The following is a 14,258-nucleotide window of genomic DNA, read 5'->3' as shown; positions in this document are numbered from 1 at the left end:
TGTCATGGTGGACAGGTGTCACTGTCGCGGCTCCGTGATCCGTACGAAAGAAGGCACTTAAATGTCTGATAGGAACACCGCTGTTCCTTTGCTGGTCGAGACGCCCCTGGCCGAGCAGGTGCCGAGCGCGGAATACGCGGCGTGCCCGGTCACCGGGCTCTTTCACCGCCTCGGCGACAAGTGGTCGCTGTTGACCCTGGTGCTCCTCGGCGAGCGACCGCACCGCTTCAACGAACTGCACCAGCGGATAGAGGGCGTGAGCCAGCGAATGCTGACCCGAACATTGCGGGCGCTGGAGTCCGACGGACTCGTGCGTCGCACGGTTTACCCGACCGTGCCGCCCTCTGTGGAGTACGCGTTGACGACGCCTGGACAGGCGCTGCTCGGCCCGCTTTCAGAGGTCGCGAACTGGGCGGTCGAGCATCAAACCGCCGCGACGGCCCTCGTTCGTTGATTGCGCGGGTTCGAGGGGTGGCAGGATGCGCCCGTGTCGATCTCCGCGGAAGAATCGCCCAAGGCCCGCGTCGTTGCAGCGTTGCTGCGGGACGGCAACCGGGTCCTGCTTTGTCACCGATCTCCCCACCGCCGTTGGTATCCCGATGTCTGGGATCTGCCCGGCGGCCACGTGGAGCCCGGAGAACTGCCTGGCGCGGCACTGGCCCGAGAACTTCAAGAGGAATTGGGCATCGCCATCGCGACGCCGTCGGATCCGCCCGCGCACGAAGTTCATTCCGACACAGCCGACATGCAGATCTGGGTGATCGAAGCGTGGACAGGGTCTCCGGTCAACGCTGCGCCGGAGGAGCACGATGCCATCGAGTGGTTCACGGCAGACGCACTCGGAGATTTGGCATTGGCTCATGACAGCTACCTCGCGATGTTCAGCCGGGTGCTTGCCGCGCATCCTGCCTGAAACCGCCTGGATGGCTATTCCTCACCACGATGCCGGTCAGATGGCGCGAGCGCAGGGCTATAGGCCGTGCGACTCGCGGACGCGTTTGCACAACAGCTCCGCGTAGGGGGCCAGCTCCGCAGCCAGCTTCTCCGCCTCCAGCGGTGTCACCGTGACCGCCGGATCGAGATATGGTCGCGCGCGCAGCCACTGGTGACGGCGGCCCGGTGCCGGGTGGCTGGCGAGCAGGGAGGCGTGCTCGCGGATGGTCAGCTGACGCAGCGCTTCGACCTCTCCGGCGGCGCGTTCGCGGGCGCCGGCCAGCAGGTTGCGCCATTCTTCGGCGGCGCGGCCGTCGGTGACGTTGGGGTGCAGCAGTCCGCTCAGGCGGGACGTCAGGGCCAGGACGTCGAGCGACTCGAGCGCGGCTCGATGGCCGGCCGCGCGCGCGGCGACCGCATCGGCGTGCGTTTCGGCGCGGCGTTCCTCGGCGGCGCCGACCAGGTGCAGGCCGAGGTGCAGCGTCCAGAACAGCCAGGACAGCGTTCCCATGACGAGCTGCAGCGCGGAGTAGAGCAGTGCCGGGAAGCCCTCGAGGCCGCGGTCCACGGCGTCGCCGGGCGGGAGTGTGGTGTACCGGGCCAGCCGGCCGAAGACGGTCCGCGCGGGCATTGTCGCCAGGCTGCGCAGTGAGTCGTCGTGCTTGAGGTGGCCGAGCTCGTGGCCGATCACGGCGACCTGATGCGCTCGTCCAACGCGAGCAACAACGGTACGCCGAGGCGCAGTACGCGGGTGCGCCGGAGGCCGACGACAGCGGCTGAGGCGTTCCAGTGCAGATCCGCGACGATCACGTGTGGTCGCGGTGCGCCGGTGGCGTCCGCGATCCGGCCGACAAGTGCGGAAACGGGCGAGTCCTCGCGCAACGTCCAGCCGCCGTCGACGGCGTGTTTGAGGCTGCCGAGCCGCGGCCGCAGCATGACGGCGAATCCGATCAGCGCGGCACCGAGCAGGAGCGGCGGTAACAGCCTGCCGGTGACGATCAGCCAGACGCCGAGGCCGGCCGCGGCCAGCAGGGCCGCCGTCAGCAGCACGGACACGGCGACGAGCACCACGAAGCCTTTGGTCACGCGGCGCGAGATCTCGTTTTCACCGCGGGCGGCCAGGGCCCGCCCGGCCCGGAAGCCGGCGCGCCGGTCGAGGCGGGCAACCGCACGTGCGGCCCAGCCGCCGTCGACCGGCGGGAACGCGTCGAGGTTCCACTCGCAACGTCCGCACCACGGCGCGGCTTTTTCGACGACGATCAGGTCTCCCGCGCATTCGGGACAGGCGTTCTGCACCGCGGCATTAGATCACTTCGCAGCTGTCTCATGTGACCGCAAGGGACGGCCACGCGCGGTGGGCCCTGCGATCATCATGGGATGGGTTATGACCTGCACATCACTCGGGCTTTTCAGGCGTACGAGAGTGAGCGCTTTCCGATTCTTGGCGGTGAGGTGGAGGCGTTGGTGCGGGAGGAGCCGGAGTTGGTGATTCCGGTGGATGCTCCGCGGCGGGACGATTTTTGTTATGTGGTGTGGGCGGCTGATCCTTCTGAGCGGGGGCATTATCTGCTGTTTCAGCATGGTCGGCTCAGTGTCAAGAATCCGGAGGTGGCGTTCCTGCGGCGCATGATCGGCTGGGCGGCGCGGCTGGACGCGTGGGTCATCGGGGATGATGCCGAGGTTTGCGAGTGGGATGGTGAGCGGGTCGTGGCGCGGCAACGCGGTCCGGAGGCGTTTGCCGGGCGACGGCGGTTCATCACCCGGGGCACGTGGTTGGGTGGCTTGAACAGCCACGCCCCGATCCGGGCCGATGAGTGGGCGGCCGTGGTTGCTGCGCAGCCGGATTTCATCATGGCTACGAGCGTGGAAGCGGTTCTGCCGTCCGGGACCCGGATGATTCCGTGTCCGGCCGTTGCCTGTTGGAGTGGGCATCCTTCCGGGCGGGCCGTTCCGTTCTTCTTCGACGAGGACATCATCGAGGTGCGGGACGCCGACCCGCTTACCGAGCGGCGCATGGTGGAACTCGCGGTTGCGCTGGGGGCCACGGTGGTTGACGACGACGACCAGCCCGTGTGAGTGCTGCGGGAGCACTGGTGTTGACTCGGCGGATGGATCGCCGACTCAGCAGCATCGCGCATTCACATCATCCGATTGCGGCGCCGATTCTCGGGGTCAATGTCAATCGGTTGCTGCGCCGGGCCGGCCGGCAGCCGGCGGCCCGGGTTCTCGATCTCGGCTGCGGTGAGGGCGCGTGGGCCCTGCAGGCCCTGGCCCACTACCCGGACGGTCACGCGGACGGCGTCGACATCGACCGGTACGCCCTGGAGCGCGCCGCCACCGCCGCAGCTGAGCGTGGCCTGGCCGACCGCCTGACCCTGCACGAGCGCGACGCCCGCACCTATGTGCCCGACGGCGACTACGACCTGGTGCTGTGCGTCGGGTCGACCCACGCCTTCGGGGGCTTCGCCGAGACGCTCGAGCTGGCCGGGCGGCACGTGCACCCCGATGGCGTGCTGCTGGTCGGCGAGGGCTTCTGGGAGGTGCCACCGCCGCCCGGGACGCCGGCCGCGCTCGGGGTCAAAGCCGAGGACTACACCGACCTGGCCGGCCTGGTCGACGCCGCTGAGCAGGCGGGCTGGGCGCCCGTGTACGCCCACATCAGCGACACCGCCGAGTGGGACGACTACGAGTGGTCGTGGACCGGTTCGCTCACCGAGTGGGCGCTCGACAATCCCGGCCACCCCGACGCGGCGGCCGCCCTCGCCCTGGCCCGGGAGCACCGCGAGCAGTGGCTGCGCGGCTACCGCAAGGTGCTCGGCTTCGCCACCCTGGTGCTGCGCCGCCACCACAAGTCGTGACCAAAGCCGCCACTGGAAGTCGCCGCTAGAAGTCGAGGAGCTCGACGCGTATCTGTGCGGTGTCGCCCTCGTCGAGGCCCTCGGCCTTGCGGACGGCCCGCTTGACCGGCAGCACGTACGCGTCGCGTTTGCCGTCCGGGAAGATCGACGTGGTCCAGATGCTCCCGCCGATCGTGACCCGGACCCGCACCGATCCGAAGCCACGCGCCTGCCCGGCGGACAGCTCGCGGATCTCCTCGGAGGCCTCGACCGGCAGGCTGACGAAGGTCCAGCTGTCGAGCCGGCGGGCATCCCAGTTCCACAACTCGGCCGCGAAGTCCACTTTCACGTCCCGGAGCATCGCACGAGGGTCCGACAAGACTGCCGAGGTTGCCTTTCCGCACGTCTTCGCCCAGCATCGACGGCATGCCCAATATATCGAGCACTGTGGATGTTATCGTTCGCCGGATCCTGCTCGCCGTGGTGGTGCTGGCCTCGCTGCTCGTCGCCAGTCCGGCCGCCGCAGCCCCGACACCGTGGACCGGCGCCTGGGCTACCAGCCCGCAGCGCGAGAGCGGCCCGGCGTTCGCCGAGCAGACCCTGCGCATGCTGGTGCATCCCACCCTCGGCGGCTCGGCGGTGCGGATCCGGCTGAGCAACGAGTACGGCGACGAGGACGTCACCTTCGGCGCGGTGAGCGTGGCCCGCGCGGTGGCCTCCGGCGCGCCGGACCTGGTCAGCGGCACCGGCCGGCCGGTCACCTTCCGGGGCCGCGGCTCGGTCACCGTACGGACCGGCACGCACGTCTTCAGCGATCCGGTCCCCCTCGGCGTCGCGTACGGCCAGGACCTCGCGGTCGACCTCTACGTGACCGCCGGCGGCGACGCGGCCGGGATCACCGGGCACGACGCCGCTCAGGGCACCCAGTTCGTGGCGGCCGGCAACCAGGCCGGCGGCTCGGGTGCGTCGTTCACCGGCACCGTCAACTCGTGGTTCTGGCTGAACGGGGTCGACGTGCGGGCGGCCCGCGCGGTGCCCGGCAGCATCGTGGCGCTCGGCGACTCGATCACCGACGGCGCGTACACGACCTGGAACGGCAACGACCGCTGGACCGACGTCCTCGCCGCCCGGCTGCAGGCACTCCCGGCCCGGCGGCAGTTCGGGGTGCTCAACGAGGGGATCGGCGGCAACCAGATCCTGACCGACCGCACGGACTGCTGCGGTGCGGGCACGAGCGTCTCGGCGCTGAAGCGGGAACGGCAGGACGTCCGGCTGCAGACGCGCGCCCGCTACCTGATCCTCGCCGAGGGCATCAACGACATCGGCTACCACGCGGACGCGGCGAGCCTGATCGCCGGGATGACGACCATCGCCGGTCGGGCGCACCGGGCCGGGATCAAGGTCATCGGGGCGACGATCACCCCGTACGGGTGTGAGTCGGGCTGTTTCGGCCCCGAGCAGGAGGCAACCCGTCAGCAGGTCAACGCGTGGGTTCGGACCAGCGCCGTGTTCGACGGGGTGGCCGACTTCGACGCCGCGATCCGTGATCCGCAGGAGCCGAGCCGGGTGCTGCCGGCGTACCAGGCCGACCCGCTGCACCCGAACATCGCCGGGCAGCGAGCCATGGCCGAAGCGATCGACCTGGGCCTGTTCCGCTGATTCTGAGCGGACTCAGCGGATCCTGGCGCCGTACACGTGGTCGACCGTCATGGTCATCAGGACCCGGCGGTCGGCCACCATGACGGACCGGTACTCGGCCCAGTCCGGATGCTCGCCGGCCGCGCGGCGGTAGTAGTCCACCAGGGCCTCCACCTCCGGGCCCTCGGGGTCGGAGCCCGGGCCGACGAGGGTGGCCACGCCCTCGGCGGTCGCCCAGGCCCAGCCGTCCGCGCGGGTGACCTCCAGCGTGGCGCGCGGGTCGCGGCGCAGGTTCACGGTCTTGGCCCGGCCCTCGGTCATCGAGACGTGGATCAGGCCCGTCCCCGGATCGTAGAAGGGTGTCACCGGGGACAGCTGGGGGCGGCCGTCGGCCTTGATCGTCGCGAGGATGCCGAGCCGGCTCTCGGCGAGCAGCGTGCGAGGGTCGAACGGCGCGGCTCCGGAGGGAGAAGTCATGGTCCCATCATCAACCCTCCGACCGTACGGCGGAACGGCGCGCGGGCCTCGCCTGAGGCTGCGTTAAGGTCGGCCCATGACGTACGACGTCGCCCGCGTCCGGGCCACCTACCCCGCACTGGCCGAAGGCTTCGCCCACCTGGACGGGGCGGCCGGCACCCAGGCCGCCGGGCCGGTCGTCGACGCCATCGCCGGCACCCTGCGCCGGGCGGTCTCCAACCGCAGCGTGGCCTTCGAGCCGGGCCGCCGGGCCGGGGAGATCGTCGCCGCCGCCCGCGCGGCGGTGGCCGACCTGGTCGGTGGCGACCCGGGCGGGGTCGTCTTCGGGCCCAGCGCGACCGCATTGACGTACGTGGTGGCGCGCACCCTGGCGACGTCATGGCAGCCCGGTGACGAGGTGGTCGTGTCGCGGCTCGACCATGACGCGAACGTGCGGCCGTGGGTCCAGGCCGCCGAGGCTGCCGGGGCGACCGTGCGCTGGGCGGAGTTCGACGCCGACAGCGGGGACCTGCCCGCGAAGCAGTACGCCGACCTGGTCGGCCCGCGTACCCGGGTGGTGGCGGTGACCGCGGCCAGCAACGTGACCGGCGCGATGCCCCGGGTCCGGGAGATCGCCGACCTGGCCCACGCGGCCGGCGCGCTGGTCTACGTCGACGGTGTGCACGCCACCGCGCACGTGCCGACCGATGTCCGGGAGCTGGCCGCCGACTTCTACGTGACCAGCGCGTACAAGTGGTCCGGTCCGCATCTCGCCGCGGTGATCGCCGACCCGGCGCGGTGGGAACGGCTGCGGCCGGCCAAGCTGATCCCGTCGTCGGACGCGGTGCCGGAGCGTTTCGAGTTCGGCACGCCGAGCTTCGAGCTGCTCGCCGGGGTCACGGCCGCGGTCGAGCACCTGGCGGCCCTGCCCGAGCTCTCCGGTGGCGGCCCGGCCGGCGCGGGAACGACGCGCCGGGACCGCGTGGTGGCCGGGCTGACCGTGGCTGCCGCGTACGAGGCGGAGTTGCTGGACCGGCTGTTGACCGGGCTGGCGGCGAATCCGGCAGTGACGGTTCTCCCGGCTCCGGCGCAGCGGTGCCCGACGGTGTCGTTCCGGGTCCACGGGCAGTCCCCCGCCGAGACCGCCGGGCGGCTGGGCGAGCAAGGGATCTGCGTCTTCTCCGGCGACTACTACGCGTACGAGTACTTCACCGTGACGGGACTGCGCGACAGCGGCGGCGCTGTGCGGGCCAGTATCTACCACTACAACACCCTCGGCGAGGTAGACCGGCTGCTGGCGGCGCTGGGCGGCTGACCGCTGCCAGCCTCGAAATGCATCATGCCTACCGCATCGATGGCGTGCGCTGCGTCGCTCGTTAGGGTGGTGACCCCCGGCCGCCGTTGACCGTCCGTGACGACGGGGACAGACTCCCAGGTGGCCGTGCAACGAGGGCGGCCTTTATCGGGAGTGATTCCATGACGGAGGCCGGCCCTCCTTACCTGTTCGGCGGCGACGATCGCGGCGCGTGCTTCTCGGTCACCTGCGACGCGGAGAGCGGCCTGCTGGAGATTACGGTCCGCGGCCGGTTCAGCCTGCGCCTGAGCATGGAGCTCTACGGCGGGCTGCGGAAATGCCTGGCCGAGCATCCCACGGCGATCATCGCCGACCTGGCCGAGTTCGACGACCCGTACGCCGTCAGCGCGGCGATGTGGCTGTCGATCAACCGGACCGCCGCGACCATGTACCCACCGGTGCAGCTGGCCCTGGTCATGTCGCCCGTGGCACCACTCGCGGGCCGGTTGCGGCGGCTCGGGGCCGCACACTTCTTCCCCGTCTATCCCAGCCTCGACCAGGCGCGGGCCGCACTGGCCGGTACGGCGCCGCTGACGGAACGCCTGTGCCTGAGCCACCTGCCGCCGGAGGCCTCGTCGGTCGAGGTGGCAAGCGAACTCGTCGACATCGCCTGCGACTCGTGGCGCATGCCGGAGCTGGTGGCGCCCAGCCGCGCGATCATGTCCGCGCTCGTGGGCAACGCTGTCGAGCACGCGGGCACGGACATCGGCGCGGCGGTGTGGCGGCGCGGGGCCGGACTGCACCTCTCGGTACGCGACCGCGATCCGCGGCTGCCGCGGCTGCTGCACCGCCAGGCCGGCGAGCCCGTCCACGGGCTGCACACCGTGGACGGCAAGTCCACGGCCTGGGGAGCGATGGCCACCAGCGACGGCAAGATGGTCTGGGCCACGCTGCGCACCCGCAGGCAACGCCCGTTCTGACGGCCCGGGCTTCGGCCGGCACGCCGCGGGAAGGACGGCCGGGCTTGGACCGGCCCGCGCGCGAAGGACGGCCGGGCTTCGGCCGGCTCGTCGAGACGGCAGCCCCAGACTCGGCCGGCCCGCCGAAAGGGGCACGCCGGCGCGGCCCGGGTCAGCCGGCAGGTGACATGGCCGCGGCCGGGGACTGGCGGCTGCGGTCCGGGGCGCCGGCGGCGACCACCCGGTCCCGCCCCTCGTGCTTGGCCCGGTAGAGGGCCTTGTCGGCGATCCGGAGCAGATCGTCGAAGCCGGCGTGCCCGACGCTGACGCACACGCCGAAGCTGGCGGTGAACCGGGGCGTAGCGCCGTCGATCGCCTCGCTCAGCGCGGCCCGCAGCCGGTCCAGGACCAGCACCGCCCGCTCCAGCGTCACGCCGTCGAGCAGGATGCCGAACTCCTCCCCGCCGAGCCGGCCGACCAGGTCGTCCTTGCCCAGCCCGGCCCGCAGGACCTGTCCGAACAGGCGCAGCGCCCGGTCCCCCGCCTCATGACCGTGGGTGTCGTTGAGCAGCTTGAACTTGTCGAGATCGGCCATCACGAACGCGAACCGGCCGCCGGCGCCCAGCCGCTCGCGGACCGCGGCCTCGAACGCGCGGCGGTTCGGCAGCCCGGTCAGCGCGTCGGTGCTGGCCTGCATCTGGGCCAGCTCGAACGAGCGCAGCGTGCCGATCCGGTTGCCGGCCTGCGCGCCGAGCAGGGCCAGCCCGGACAGAGTCTCAGCCGGCGGCGGCCGGCCCGCGGCCCCCGTGGTGTGCAGGACGCCCAGCGAGCGGCCCATGAAGGTGACCGGCACGCAGACCGCCGAGACCCGGCCCTGCGGGCGGTTCCTGAGCTTGGGGCAGGCGTCGAGCGCCTCGCTGTCGTCGAAGGAGACCAGGTGGCCGCGGCGGACCGCGACGCAGTGGAACGGTGACGTGACCGGGCAGCACGGCGGCTCACCGGCACCCCGGTGGCGCGGCTGGTGAGCCGGGCCTCCGAGTTGTCGGCCAGCAACAGCTCGGCGGGCCGGTCCGGGTCCAGGACGGTCAGGCTGTTCGTGATGACCCCGTACGCGTCGTGCTCGGTCTCGGCCATGTCGAAGGCGTCGGCCAGCTGACTGCCGAGCTTCTCGCGCCGGGCCTCGGCGGTGAGCTGCCGTACCGTCTCGCGCAGCCGGTCCGCGGTGTCGTTGAACGACCGGGCCAGGGCACCGATCTCGTCGTCGCGGGGCTGCTCGACGCGGGCCTCCAGGTCACCGGCGCCGACCCGGTGGGCGACGTCGTCGACGGCCCGCAGGTCACGCAGGATCGACCGGGTGAGCCGGGCGGACAGGCCGAGCACCAGCAACGCGGCCAGCAGCGCCGCCGCGAGCAGGCGCCCGCTGTCCACCTGCTTGATCCGGTCCGCGGCGGCGAGCTGCGCGGCCCGGTCGGTGGAGAGTCTCGCGATGAGGCCGGAGATGTGCGCGTCGAGGGCGTCGGCGTCGCTTTCGAGGGTGTTGATACCGGCGAGGGCGGCGGCACGGTCGGTGGCACTGAGGTAGATGATCGAGTCGACCCGGCTGACCAGGCTGTCGTGGGCGGTGCCGATGTCGCGCAGCTCGTCCTCGTAGCGGGTGCCGTCGGCCAGGGCGGACAGGGTGGTGTTGCCGGCGTTCAGCGCGGTACGGGCGGCGTCGAACTCGGTGCGTACCTCGGCCGTCGACCGTCCGGTGTCGCCCTTGCTGACCGCGACTGCGAACCAGGCCTGCGCGCGTACCTGATGCTGCAGCGACTGGGCGGTCAGCGTGAGGGCCTGGATCGTGCCGAGGCGGGACTCGGCGCGGCTGGCCGCGGTGAGGCGGGCGTACCCGGACAGTCCGACCATCCCGACGAGGGCGGCGAGCAGGGCACCGATGGCCGCGATGGCGAAGAGCCGCTTGCGGACCGTCCAGCGCCGCACTGCCCTCATCCGAACGTCCCCTCGCCGGTCCCCTCTCCCCTATCGACCTCGTCGGGGCGGACCTGAAGGATCGCCGGCCGGGTCCGGCGGGGCCGAAATGGCCGTTCCGGTCGACGGGGACGGCTTGTGAACGTTAACATCTGCGGTTGACCGCCCCGGACGTGGAGGAAGACCCGCATGACGAAGGACCAGGATCTGCGTGAGGCCGTGCTGCAGGCCAACCGGCTCATTCCGAAGGTCGGCCTGGCCGCACTGACCTGGGGAAACGTCAGCGGCGTGGACCGCGCCGCGGGCATCTACCTGATCAAGCCCTCCGGTGTCGCCTACGACGACCTGACCGCCGACCTGCTGGTGCCGGTCGACCTGGAGACCGGCCGGGTCGTCTCCGGGCGGCTCAAGCCGTCAGTGGACAGCGAGACCCACCGGGCGTTCTACCTCCAGTGGCCGTCGATCGGCGGGATCACCCATACCCACTCCACCCACGCCGTCGCGTTCGCGCAGGCCGGTCGGGACGTGCCGGTGCTCGGCACGACGCACGCCGACACCTTCAGCGGGCCGGTCCGGGTCACCCGGGACCTGACCCCGCAGGAGTGCGCCGAGGAGTACGAGTTCAACACCGCGCGGGCGGTCATCGAACTGATCGGTGACGACGACGCGGCCCGGGCCACCCCGGCGGCACTGGCGGCCAACCACGGCCCGTTCACCTGGGGCAAGGACGCCGGCAAGTCGGTCGAGCACGCCATCGTCTGCGAGGCCGTGGCCGAGATGGCGCTCAAGACCCTCGCCCTCAACCCGGCCGCCGCGGCCCCGCAGTGGCTGCTGGACCGGCACTTCACCCGCAAGCACGGCGCCGGGGCGTACTACGGCAACGACCTGAGCAAGGCGGCCGAGGCCTGACGGCTCACGGCCGCCGGGCGGTGTCCTCGGCCGGGGTACGGGGCCGCACGATCCCGGCGTCCACGGGCAGCACGAGTTCGCCCGCCTCACCCAGGGGCCGTACGGCGGTGAGCGTCGCGTACCCCTCGGTCAGCAGATCGATGTCGCTGCCGGGCACCCGGCCGGCGCCCTGCTCGATGGTCATCCGTACGAAGTCCGCACCGGACTCCGCGACGGCCATCTGCACCTGACCGAACGGGGCGAGCGTCGCCCGGCGCAATCCGGCGACCTTCTCGGCCGGACGGTCGGGGACGTTGAGGTTGAGCACCGTACCGGCCGGGGCGTCGGCCAGCCACGGCAGCAGGCGGCGGGCCAGCGTGGCGGCGGTTTCCCAGTGCCGTTGGTCGTCGTGGGCCGTGTCCAGCGCGGCGATCGCGGCGCCGCCACTGGCTCCGCTGCCGTCCGCCGGTGACAGGACGTCCAGGGAGACAGCCAAAGCCCGGGCCCCGCCGGCGGCCGCGGTCACGGCCGCGCCGACGGTGCCCGAGTGCAGGATCGCCCGTCCGGCGTTGGCGCCCCGGTTGATCCCGGACAGCACCAGGTCCGGCGCCGGTCCGAACACGTCGAGGCCGGCCAGCAGGGCGATGTAGGCGGGCGAGGCCGCGACCGCGAAGGCCGGGACGCCGTCGAGCCCGGTCAGCGACACCCGGGAGAACTTCACCCGGCCCTCGTCGGTGACGGCGGTCAGCGCCGCGCCCATCCCGCTGGCCTCTTCGTGCGGTGCCGCGACGGTGACGTCGTGGCCGGCGTCGTGAGCAGCCCGCGCGAGCCGGTGGATCCCGGGAGCCTGTACGCCGTCATCGTTGGTCACCAGCACCCGCAGCCGAGCTCCACCCATGTTCCCCTGCCCATCACCCGGTACCCGTGCCGCACGTCATTCCCCGGCGCGCGGAACGCAACCACGCGAGGGCTCAGTAGCCGAAGTCCTGGGTGTAGTACGGGGTGCCGTTGGCGGTGTACGCGACGCCCACGCCGACGGTCCGCGACTTGCAGTTGAGGATGTTGGCGCGGTGGCCGGGGCTCTTCATCCAGGCGTTGACGAGGTCGGTGGCGGACCGGTAGCCCCAGGCGATGTTCTCGCTGGACGGGCGGGCGAAGCCGGCAGCCTTGGCCCGGACGACGAAGGTGGAGCCGGCGCTGCCGGTGTGCGAGAAGGTGCCGGTACGGGCCATCCAGGTGCTGTGGCCGACGGCGGCGGCGGTGAGCTGCGCGTTGACGGTGACGGCGGAACAGCCGGACGCGGTGCGCTGAGCGTTGGTGAGGCGCACGACGTCAGCCTGCACGGTCTCGGCGCTCGCCGGGGCGGCTTCGGCCGGCGACGCGAACATCGAGACGCCGACGGCGGCGGGGGCGATGAGGGCGGCCAGGGCGAAACGGCGAAGGAGCGAGCGCAAGGAGGTTCCTCTCGGAGTACGGCGCCTGGCCGATCGCCAGGTTCACCGTTCCCTTCGGCCCTGCTCCGGGGGCTTTGATCGCAGGACGGATGCCCCTGCGTCGCCGTTCGGTTGCCGGCCTCCGCCCGGCGCGTCAGGTCTCGTACTCGTCCGGCACGCGCATCGCGGGGCCGCCGACGTGCAGGCCGAGCGGGGTGGCCCGGCCTTTCGGCTCCTCCCACACCTCCTGCCGGCCGAGCGCGGTGAGGTCGAGGTAGTGGTAGCCGTTGTGGAAGTCCTCGATCCCCCGGCCGTACGTGGAGTAGGTGTGGAAGACCTCGTCACCGACCAGCAGGAACGCGCTGATGCCGGGCAGCTCCGAGCCGCGCATGCCCGGCGTCCACGGTCCGCTCGTCCACGGGGTGCCGGCCTCGGCCAGCTCGTCCTCGGTGCGGAAGTGCAGCAGCACCGGCGCGACCCGGTCGTCCAGCGTGGCGTGGAAGTCGAAGTTGAAACTGGTGCCGTACGACGAGTACCACGGGAACTCCCAGCCCATCCGCTCGCGGAAGGCGGCGAGCTTGGGATAGGGGGCGCGGGACACCGCCACGAGCGTGGTGTTGCGCACGTGCAGCTGCCGTAGCCGGCCGATCCCGTCGGCGGCCGACGAACAGCTCGCGCAGGCCTGATCCCACTCCGGGGCGAACATGAAGTGGTGCAGCACCAGCTGCGGCCGGCCCTCGAAGAGGTCGAGCAGGCTCACCGTCCCGTCCGGGCCCTCGAAGGTGTACGGCTCGTCGACACGGACCATCGGCAGCCGGCGGCGGGCGGCGTTGACCCGGTCCCGGGCCCGGGTGAGCTCCTTCTCCTGCGCCAGCAGCTCGCGGCGGGCGGCGAGCCACTGCTCGCGGGAGACCACCTCGGGCAGATTCCCGGCCGGCGCGCTCATGACGCGCGTCCGGAGGGGGTGAGGCAATTGGGCAGCAACATCGGGAGCTCCTGTCAGAGTTGGTCAGGTCATTTCATGTGGTCCCGGAGGGCGGCCAGCGGGCCGTCCCAGTCGCGGGCGAGGGCGCCCAGGAACTGCTGGGCCACCTTCATCGGCGCGGAGTCCACCCGGTAGCGGACCCGGCGCCGCTCGCCCGGCTCGGCCACCACCAGTCCAGCCTCGGCCAGCAGGGCGAGGTGCTTGGCGATGGCCTGGCGGGTGATCGGCAGCTGGGCGGCCAGGTCGGTGGCGGTGGCCGGCCCGCCGGTGGCGAGCGCGGCCAGGATCACCCGCCGGCTGGGGTCGGCCAGCGCGGTGAAGACCTCCTGCGCCACCAGCTCGAGATCGGCGGGCTCAGGACCGGGCATCGAGGTACGCGACCAGCTCGCCCAGCTCATGCGTCCAGCCCTCGGTGTTGCCCGAGTAGGCCGTCTTGTGCTCGCCGTCGTCCGGGAGCTGCGCGAAGCCGCTCTCGACCATCGTGAGGGTGGTGCCGTCGCCGTGCGGCTCCAGCGTGAACTCGACGTAGGTGCGGCGCGGGTCGTCGGCGGGCAGCCCGCTGACCGGCCAGGTGTAGCCGAAGACGCGCGGGGGCTCGAGACGCTCGATGGTGAGCACGGCGGTGTCGCCGCTGTCCCAGGTGAGCGTGGCCCGGCCACCGACGCGCAGGTCGACCTCGGCGCGGTTGCCGAACCAGGTGCCCAGCCCCTCGGCGGTGGTCAGGGCGGCCCAGACGCGCTCGGGTGGCTGGCCGAGCTGAAGGGTGCGTTCGATCCGGTCAGGGAATGTCATGTCCGCTCCAATATAGCAACCGCTTGGTTGCCACTCAACGTATAGCAATCGACTGGTTGCGTCAACCTGTCGGGA

19 protein-coding genes are annotated in these 14,258 nt (G+C 71.8%); 8 read left to right on the top strand and 11 right to left on the bottom strand.

Annotated features, from left to right (window positions below; all coding sequences use genetic code 11):
• Positions 1–61: 61 nt before the first annotated feature.
• Together ACQP2Y_RS22215 and ACQP2Y_RS22210 are read left to right on the top strand one after the other, a co-directional pair.
• Positions 62–454 (top strand): winged helix-turn-helix transcriptional regulator, encoded by a 393-nt coding sequence (locus tag ACQP2Y_RS22215; protein WP_433731251.1) that lies wholly within the window; start codon positions 62–64, stop codon positions 452–454.
• Positions 455–487: 33 nt separating this feature from the next.
• A complete protein-coding gene (locus ACQP2Y_RS22210; RefSeq protein WP_433731249.1) occupies positions 488–913 on the top strand; it encodes an NUDIX domain-containing protein in 426 nt (141 codons plus the stop codon).
• Positions 914–970: 57 nt separating this feature from the next.
• Here ACQP2Y_RS22210 and ACQP2Y_RS22205 read toward each other — a convergent pair whose 3' ends face one another.
• Both ACQP2Y_RS22205 and ACQP2Y_RS22200 read right to left on the bottom strand, forming a co-directional pair.
• Complete coding sequence (locus ACQP2Y_RS22205) at positions 971–1,624, bottom strand: M48 family metalloprotease (protein ID WP_433731247.1); 654 nt, start codon at positions 1,622–1,624, stop codon at positions 971–973.
• Positions 1,621–2,229, bottom strand: a complete 609-nt coding sequence (locus tag ACQP2Y_RS22200; RefSeq protein ID WP_433731245.1) for a hypothetical protein — start codon at positions 2,227–2,229, stop codon at positions 1,621–1,623. The genes ACQP2Y_RS22205 and ACQP2Y_RS22200 overlap by 4 nt, the downstream gene beginning before the upstream one ends.
• An 81-nt stretch (positions 2,230–2,310) precedes the next feature.
• On the opposite strand from ACQP2Y_RS22200, the gene ACQP2Y_RS22195 reads away from it, so the two are divergent.
• Both ACQP2Y_RS22195 and ACQP2Y_RS22190 read left to right on the top strand, forming a co-directional pair.
• Positions 2,311–3,009 carry a hypothetical protein gene (locus ACQP2Y_RS22195; protein WP_433731243.1) on the top strand — a complete coding sequence of 233 codons (699 nt, stop codon included), beginning with the start codon at positions 2,311–2,313 and terminating at the stop codon, positions 3,007–3,009.
• 110 nt (positions 3,010–3,119) lie between these two features.
• Complete coding sequence (locus tag ACQP2Y_RS22190) at positions 3,120–3,791, top strand: SAM-dependent methyltransferase (protein ID WP_433731241.1); 672 nt, start codon at positions 3,120–3,122, stop codon at positions 3,789–3,791.
• Between the two features lie 25 nt (positions 3,792–3,816).
• Here ACQP2Y_RS22190 and ACQP2Y_RS22185 read toward each other — a convergent pair whose 3' ends face one another.
• Positions 3,817–4,131 carry a DUF1905 domain-containing protein gene (locus tag ACQP2Y_RS22185; protein WP_433731239.1) on the bottom strand — a complete coding sequence of 105 codons (315 nt, stop codon included), beginning with the start codon at positions 4,129–4,131 and terminating at the stop codon, positions 3,817–3,819.
• A gap of 86 nt (positions 4,132–4,217) precedes the next feature.
• Between ACQP2Y_RS22185 and ACQP2Y_RS22180 the strand changes: the two genes are divergently transcribed.
• Positions 4,218–5,429 (top strand): SGNH/GDSL hydrolase family protein, encoded by a 1,212-nt coding sequence (locus ACQP2Y_RS22180; RefSeq protein WP_433731237.1) that lies wholly within the window; start codon positions 4,218–4,220, stop codon positions 5,427–5,429.
• Between the two features lie 12 nt (positions 5,430–5,441).
• Here the strand turns inward: ACQP2Y_RS22180 and ACQP2Y_RS22175 are convergent, their stop codons facing one another.
• On the bottom strand, positions 5,442–5,885 hold the full coding sequence (locus ACQP2Y_RS22175; protein WP_433731235.1) for a PPOX class F420-dependent oxidoreductase: 444 nt from the start codon (positions 5,883–5,885) through the stop codon (positions 5,442–5,444).
• A 76-nt stretch (positions 5,886–5,961) separates the two neighbouring features.
• On the opposite strand from ACQP2Y_RS22175, the gene ACQP2Y_RS22170 reads away from it, so the two are divergent.
• Positions 5,962–7,179: a cysteine desulfurase-like protein gene (locus ACQP2Y_RS22170; RefSeq protein ID WP_433731233.1), complete on the top strand. Its 1,218-nt coding sequence runs from the start codon at positions 5,962–5,964 to the stop codon at positions 7,177–7,179.
• A 161-nt stretch (positions 7,180–7,340) separates the two neighbouring features.
• A complete protein-coding gene (locus ACQP2Y_RS22165; protein WP_433731231.1) occupies positions 7,341–8,138 on the top strand; it encodes an ATP-binding protein in 798 nt (265 codons plus the stop codon).
• A gap of 151 nt (positions 8,139–8,289) precedes the next feature.
• Here the strand turns inward: ACQP2Y_RS22165 and ACQP2Y_RS22160 are convergent, their stop codons facing one another.
• Together ACQP2Y_RS22160 and ACQP2Y_RS22155 are read right to left on the bottom strand one after the other, a co-directional pair.
• Positions 8,290–8,814 (bottom strand): GGDEF domain-containing protein, encoded by a 525-nt coding sequence (locus ACQP2Y_RS22160; protein ID WP_433731229.1) that lies wholly within the window; start codon positions 8,812–8,814, stop codon positions 8,290–8,292.
• Entirely contained in the window at positions 8,790–10,106 is a 1,317-nt protein-coding gene (locus ACQP2Y_RS22155) for a HAMP domain-containing protein (protein WP_433731227.1), read from the bottom strand. The genes ACQP2Y_RS22160 and ACQP2Y_RS22155 overlap by 25 nt, the downstream gene beginning before the upstream one ends.
• A 168-nt stretch (positions 10,107–10,274) precedes the next feature.
• Between ACQP2Y_RS22155 and araD the strand changes: the two genes are divergently transcribed.
• Positions 10,275–10,994, top strand: a complete 720-nt coding sequence (araD, locus tag ACQP2Y_RS22150) for an L-ribulose-5-phosphate 4-epimerase AraD (RefSeq protein WP_433731225.1) — start codon at positions 10,275–10,277, stop codon at positions 10,992–10,994.
• Positions 10,995–10,998: 4 nt separating this feature from the next.
• Here the strand turns inward: araD and surE are convergent, their stop codons facing one another.
• The 5 genes from surE to ACQP2Y_RS22125 all read right to left on the bottom strand — a co-directional run bounded on the left by surE (position 10,999) and on the right by ACQP2Y_RS22125 (position 14,183).
• Positions 10,999–11,871, bottom strand: a complete 873-nt coding sequence (surE, locus tag ACQP2Y_RS22145; protein ID WP_433731223.1) for a 5'/3'-nucleotidase SurE — start codon at positions 11,869–11,871, stop codon at positions 10,999–11,001.
• 73 nt (positions 11,872–11,944) lie between these two features.
• Positions 11,945–12,427 (bottom strand): CAP domain-containing protein, encoded by a 483-nt coding sequence (locus ACQP2Y_RS22140; protein ID WP_360832354.1) that lies wholly within the window; start codon positions 12,425–12,427, stop codon positions 11,945–11,947.
• Between the two features lie 133 nt (positions 12,428–12,560).
• Positions 12,561–13,352 carry a DUF899 domain-containing protein gene (locus ACQP2Y_RS22135; RefSeq protein ID WP_433731221.1) on the bottom strand — a complete coding sequence of 264 codons (792 nt, stop codon included), beginning with the start codon at positions 13,350–13,352 and terminating at the stop codon, positions 12,561–12,563.
• 68 nt (positions 13,353–13,420) lie between these two features.
• Positions 13,421–13,759, bottom strand: a complete 339-nt coding sequence (locus tag ACQP2Y_RS22130) for an ArsR/SmtB family transcription factor (RefSeq protein ID WP_433731219.1) — start codon at positions 13,757–13,759, stop codon at positions 13,421–13,423.
• A complete protein-coding gene (locus tag ACQP2Y_RS22125; protein WP_433731217.1) occupies positions 13,746–14,183 on the bottom strand; it encodes an SRPBCC domain-containing protein in 438 nt (145 codons plus the stop codon). Before ACQP2Y_RS22125 ends, ACQP2Y_RS22130 begins: the two co-directional genes overlap by 14 nt.
• Between the last annotated feature and the right edge of the window lie 75 nt (positions 14,184–14,258).

Origin of the sequence: Actinoplanes sp. CA-051413 (assembly GCF_050955795.1) — a bacterium.
Classification (GTDB): domain Bacteria; phylum Actinomycetota; class Actinomycetes; order Mycobacteriales; family Micromonosporaceae; genus Actinoplanes.
Note: the sequence above shows the minus strand (reverse complement) of the source record. Positions and strands in the feature narration are given on the sequence as shown.